This is a genomic window from Pseudonocardia sp. SID8383 (assembly GCF_009864975.1).
In the GTDB taxonomy this organism is placed as follows: domain Bacteria; phylum Actinomycetota; class Actinomycetes; order Mycobacteriales; family Pseudonocardiaceae; genus Pseudonocardia; species Pseudonocardia alni.
In genome coordinates, this window is record NZ_WWFY01000183.1 from 1 (window position 1) to 4,383 (window position 4,383).

Here is a 4,383-nt window from a genome sequence, read left to right on the forward strand (position 1 = left end):
CGCCGCCCGGGCCGAGCCGCCGGCCGACCAGCCGCGCGATCCACGGCGCGACCAGCAGCATCAGGATCACCCGCAGCACCTGCACCGCGACCACCGAGGTGACGTCCACGCCGGAGGAGATCGCCGTCGCCAGCACCGCGTACACCCCGCCCGGGGTGGTCGCGAGGTAGCCCTCCAGCGGGGTCATGCCGGTGAAGTGCGACAGCAGCAGCCCCAGTCCGGCGCAGAGCGCGACGACGCCCAGGATCAGCGCGGTCGCCAGCGGCAGCACCCGCGCGACGGTGCCGAGCGCGGCCCGGGTGAAGCGCAGCCCGGCCTGCCAGCCGATGACGGCGTAGGCGACGTCGACGAGCGGCAGCGGCACCGACGCGGCGAAGGAGAACCCGGCCAGGCTGATGACCAGCGCCACCACCATCGGTCCGAGCAGCGCACCGGCGGGGACCCGGGCGAGCTTCCCGAGCGGGACGCCGACGCCCACGCACAGCGCGGTCACCGCGAGCCCGACCGACCACGGCGCGCCGGGGCCGGTGGTCGCGGCGGCGGGTGCGCCGGGGGAGGCGCCGTAGACGACCGCGGCGACCACCGGCATCGTCGCGGTGACCAGCCCGACCCGCAGGTACTGGATGACGGCGACGGTGCGCTCGTCGCCGCCCAGCTCGCGGCTGATCGCGACGAGCCCGGACGCGCCGCCCGCGGTCTGCGCGAGCATCCCGGTGAGCGGGGTGACCCCGCGCTGCAGACCCATGAGGAGTCCGGATCCCATGCTGACCAGCAGCGTCGCGAGGCTGATCAGCAGGACCGGCAGCCACTCGGCTGCCACCGCGGCCAGGGTGTCCGGGCGGGCGAGCAGGCCGATGACGACGCCGATGACCGCCTGCGCACCCGACGTCGCCGGGCGGGCGACCCGGGCGGGGCCGAGCCCGGTCAGGGCGAGGACGGTCGCGACCAGCAGCCCGGCGAACAGGGCGGGGGAGGGCACGTCGACCGCGGCGAGCCCGGCGGTCACGAGCACGGTCAGCGCGGCGAGCAGCAGCCAGCGCCACCATCCGGACAGCGACGGGCGGGGGCTCACCGTGTGATCACGACCCGAGCCTAAATGGGACAGGCGTACTGGTGCGCGGTGAGTCGGGACACGATCGTTGTCGAGAGCGAACGACCACGGCTTCCCCTCCGGACCCCGCCGGGGTAGGACGGACGGGCACGAGGAGGTGCGCCGATGCGAGACACCCCGAGAGACGACACCGCCGCGACCACCGGGCTCGGCCCGGTGATCGCCGCACTGACCGCGCCCGGCGGGGAGTTCGAGCTGGTCGACGCCGACGTGCGCGGCGCCGCGATGCGGGTCTACCGGCGTGGCCCGCGCACCCTGGCCGAGCTGTGGGCGGCGACGGCGGCGTGGCCGGAGCGCACGTTCACCGTCCACCACGGCGAGCGTCGCACCTACGGCGAGCACCGGAGCCTGGTCGCCGACCTGGCCTGCGTGCTCACCGGACGGTTCGGGCTGCGCCCCGGCGACCGGGTCGCGATCGCGATGCGGAACCTGCCGGAGTGGCCGGTGGTCTTCTTCGCCGCCCAGGTCGCGGGGCTGGTCGTCGTCCCGCTGAACGCCTGGTGGAGCGCACCCGAGCTGGCGTGGGCGGTGGCCGACTCCGGTGCCGGGCTGGTCGTGGCCGACCCGGAACGGTGCGCCGCCCTGTGCGGTGGGAGCGGCACCGGGGTGCCGGTCGTCCGGGTCCGCGGGGGCGGCGCGCCCGCGCCCGGTCCGGTGACCGGGTGGGAGGACCTCGGGCTGCGCACCGACGGCCCCGGTGACCCGGTCGGGGTCGCCGCGCCCGGCCCGGACGACGACGCGACGATCCTCTACACCTCCGGCACCACCGGCCGACCGAAGGGCGCGGTCGGCACCCACCGCAACCACGTGACGAACCTGCTCAACGTCGCGCTGCAGGCCCGCGCCACCGCGCTCGACTCCGGGGTGGGACCGCCGCCGGGGCAGCAGGGGACGCTGCTGATGTACCCGATGTTCCACATCGCCGGCATCAACGGACTCGTCGGCGCCGTGCTCGGCGGGGCGAAGCTCGCGACCCTGCACCGCTGGGACCCGGCCGCGGCGCGGGCCGTCGTCCGGTCCGAGCGGCTGTCCCGTTCCAACGGTGTCCCGTCGACGACGGCGGAGCTGCTCGACGGCGCCGACCCCGCCGACCTCGCGTCGTTGCGGACGGTCGGGATGGGCGGGGCACCCGTGCCGCCCGAGCTCGTCGCGCGGATCGGGCGCGACCTCGGCGCCGGGGCCGCGAACGGCTACGGCCTGACCGAGACGACCTCGGCGATCTGCGCGAACACCGGGTCCGAGTACCGGGCCCGTCCCGACTCGGTCGGCCGGCCCGCGCCGGGGGCCCGGCTGCGGGTCGCCGGCCCGGACGGGGAGGCGCTGCGCGACGGCGAGGTCGGCGAGCTGTGGTTCCGCGGCCCGAACGTGGTCCGCGGCTACTGGAACCGGCCCGACGCCGACGCCGAGGCGTTCGTCGACGGCTGGTTCCGCACCGGCGACCTGGGGCACGTGACCGACGGCTGGGTGTACGTCGTGGACCGGTTGAAGGATGTCGTGCTGCGCGGTGGGGAGAACGTGTACTCCGCGCAGGTGGAGGCGGCGATCCACACCGTCGACGGGGTGCTGGAGGTGGCGGTGCTCGGCGTGCCGCACCCGCGCCTGGGCGAGGAGGTCGCCGCACTGGTCCGGGCCCGCCCCGGAGCGGCCCGCGACGACGACGCCGTCCGCGCCGCCGTCGCCGCGCGGGTGGGGGAGTTCGCCGCGCCCGCGCACGTGCGGTGGACCGACGAGCCGCTGCCCAGGACGGCGACCGGGAAGATCCGCAAGCGGGAGCTGCGCTCGGGGTTCACCGCTCCGGCGTGAGCGTCCTGCGGGCCGCGGAGACGGCCTCCAGCCAGGGACGCGGGTCCGGGGCGCCGGCCGGCGGGACCAGGACGACGGTGTCCGGCCCGGCCGCGGCGTGGCTCCGGACGACCGCCTCCACCTCGGCCCGGTGCTCCGGCAGTGCGACGTAGCCGATGCGCCGGAACCCGTCCGCGGCGCCGCCCGGGCCGCACGCGTCGAGCGAGGACCGGACGTCGGCGGGGGACAGGCCCGAGTCGAGCAGGACCCCGTCGGCGAGGTCCCCGGCCAGCCGCAGGGTGCGCGGCCCGCGCCCGCCGACCAGCACCGGTGGGACGGTCGTCGGCGGGTGGTCGAGCCGGACCCGGTCCAGGGAGACGTAGCGCCCGGAGCGGGTGACCTCGCGACCGGCGAGCAGGTCCCGTACCGCGGTCGTGTGCTCGGCGAGCAGGGTCAGCGGCGAGGCGACCCGGTTGCCGACCTGGCCCATCCAGTCGAGCACGCCGTGCCCGAGGACCGGCAGGTAGCGGCCCGGGAACAGCCGGGCGAGCGAGGCGGTCTCCATGGCGACGACCGCCGGGTTCCGCAGCGGCACCGGGAACAGCCCGACCCCGACGGTGAGGGCGCCGGTGTGGGCCAGCGCGACGGCCGCGGTGGCGGTCCCGCCGTGCAGGAAGCAGTCCTCCCACAGCCACAGCTGGTCCAGCCCCGCGGCCTCGACGTCACGGGCCACACCCGGCAGCTCCTCGGGGGGCAGCTCGGGCCGGAAGACGATGCCGAAGTCCATGCCGGTCACCGTGCCACGCGCGGCCGCCGGCGTCGTACGGCTACCGGGGCGGGTCGATGCGGAACACCGGGCAGATGCCGGTCAGTGCTCCCAGCGCCTCGGGCGTCGGCTCGGCGACGACCCCGTTCTCCACCATGATCCCGACGCCCTCCGGGGTGACCTGCGGCCACGCCTCCAGCACCGGGCGCGCCTGCTCCGGCGGCACCTCCACCAGCACGACGGGCTCCGGGTCGGCGTCGGGACCCGTGCTCAGCGTGGCCCGCCCGCCCGCGGCCCGGACGTTGACGATCCAGTCCGCGCCCGGGAACCCGCCGACGACGAACCGCTGCCCGCCGGTCGCGTACACCGTCAGCGGCGTGTGCCGGGGTGTCCCGCTGCGCCGGCCGGGGACGGTCAGGACGGGCAGCTCGAACGGCAGCTCGCCACGGTCGCGCCGGGCGAGCAGGTCGTCGTTCAGGTGCTTGATCTGCTGCGGGGCACGGATGTGACGGCGGGGATCGTCGGACACGGGGGCTCCTCGTTCTCGGATCCGGGTCAGGATGCCACGGGCCGGCGGGCGGGTGCGGGGCGTCGCAGCGGAGGGGGCTCAGTCCGACCGCAGCCCGTCCAGCGCCTCCTCGGCCCGGGCCAGGTCCTCCTCGGCCCGCTCGGCCCGCCCCGCGGCGTCCCGGGCGGCGCGGTCGGCCTCGTCGCGGGCACGGTC

At 76.8% G+C, this 4,383-nt stretch carries 4 protein-coding genes; 1 reads left to right on the forward strand and 3 read right to left on the reverse strand.

Features of this window, described 5'->3' with window-relative positions; all coding sequences use genetic code 11:
- Nucleotides 1–1,072 (reverse strand): AbrB family transcriptional regulator (locus GTW08_RS04560; protein ID WP_346009851.1); only part of this gene is annotated, 1,072 nt, incomplete at its 3' end.
- A 144-nt stretch (nt 1,073–1,216) separates the two neighbouring features.
- Here GTW08_RS04560 and GTW08_RS04565 point away from each other — a divergent pair.
- Nucleotides 1,217–2,914: a class I adenylate-forming enzyme family protein gene (locus GTW08_RS04565; protein ID WP_073574940.1), complete on the forward strand. Its 1,698-nt coding sequence runs from the start codon at nt 1,217–1,219 to the stop codon at nt 2,912–2,914.
- On the opposite strand, the gene GTW08_RS04570 is transcribed toward GTW08_RS04565, so the two are convergent.
- The gene (locus GTW08_RS04570; RefSeq protein ID WP_083658307.1) at nt 2,898–3,680 is read right to left on the reverse strand and encodes an LLM class flavin-dependent oxidoreductase; all 783 of its coding nucleotides are present in this window, start codon (nt 3,678–3,680) and stop codon (nt 2,898–2,900) included. The genes GTW08_RS04565 and GTW08_RS04570 overlap by 17 nt on opposite strands.
- A gap of 40 nt (nt 3,681–3,720) precedes the next feature.
- Nucleotides 3,721–4,188 carry a nitroreductase/quinone reductase family protein gene (locus GTW08_RS04575; protein WP_083658304.1) on the reverse strand — a complete coding sequence of 156 codons (468 nt, stop codon included), beginning with the start codon at nt 4,186–4,188 and terminating at the stop codon, nt 3,721–3,723.
- Between the last annotated feature and the right edge of the window lie 195 nt (nt 4,189–4,383).

What these genes read in the sequence shown, in the direction of transcription:
- GTW08_RS04570 (WP_083658307.1), bottom strand. Translation starts at nt 3,680, where the DNA reads ATGGACTTCGGCATCGTCTTCCGGCCCGAGCTGCCCCCCGAGGAGCTG.
- GTW08_RS04565 (WP_073574940.1), top strand. Translation starts at nt 1,217, where the DNA reads ATGCGAGACACCCCGAGAGACGACACCGCCGCGACCACCGGGCTCGGC.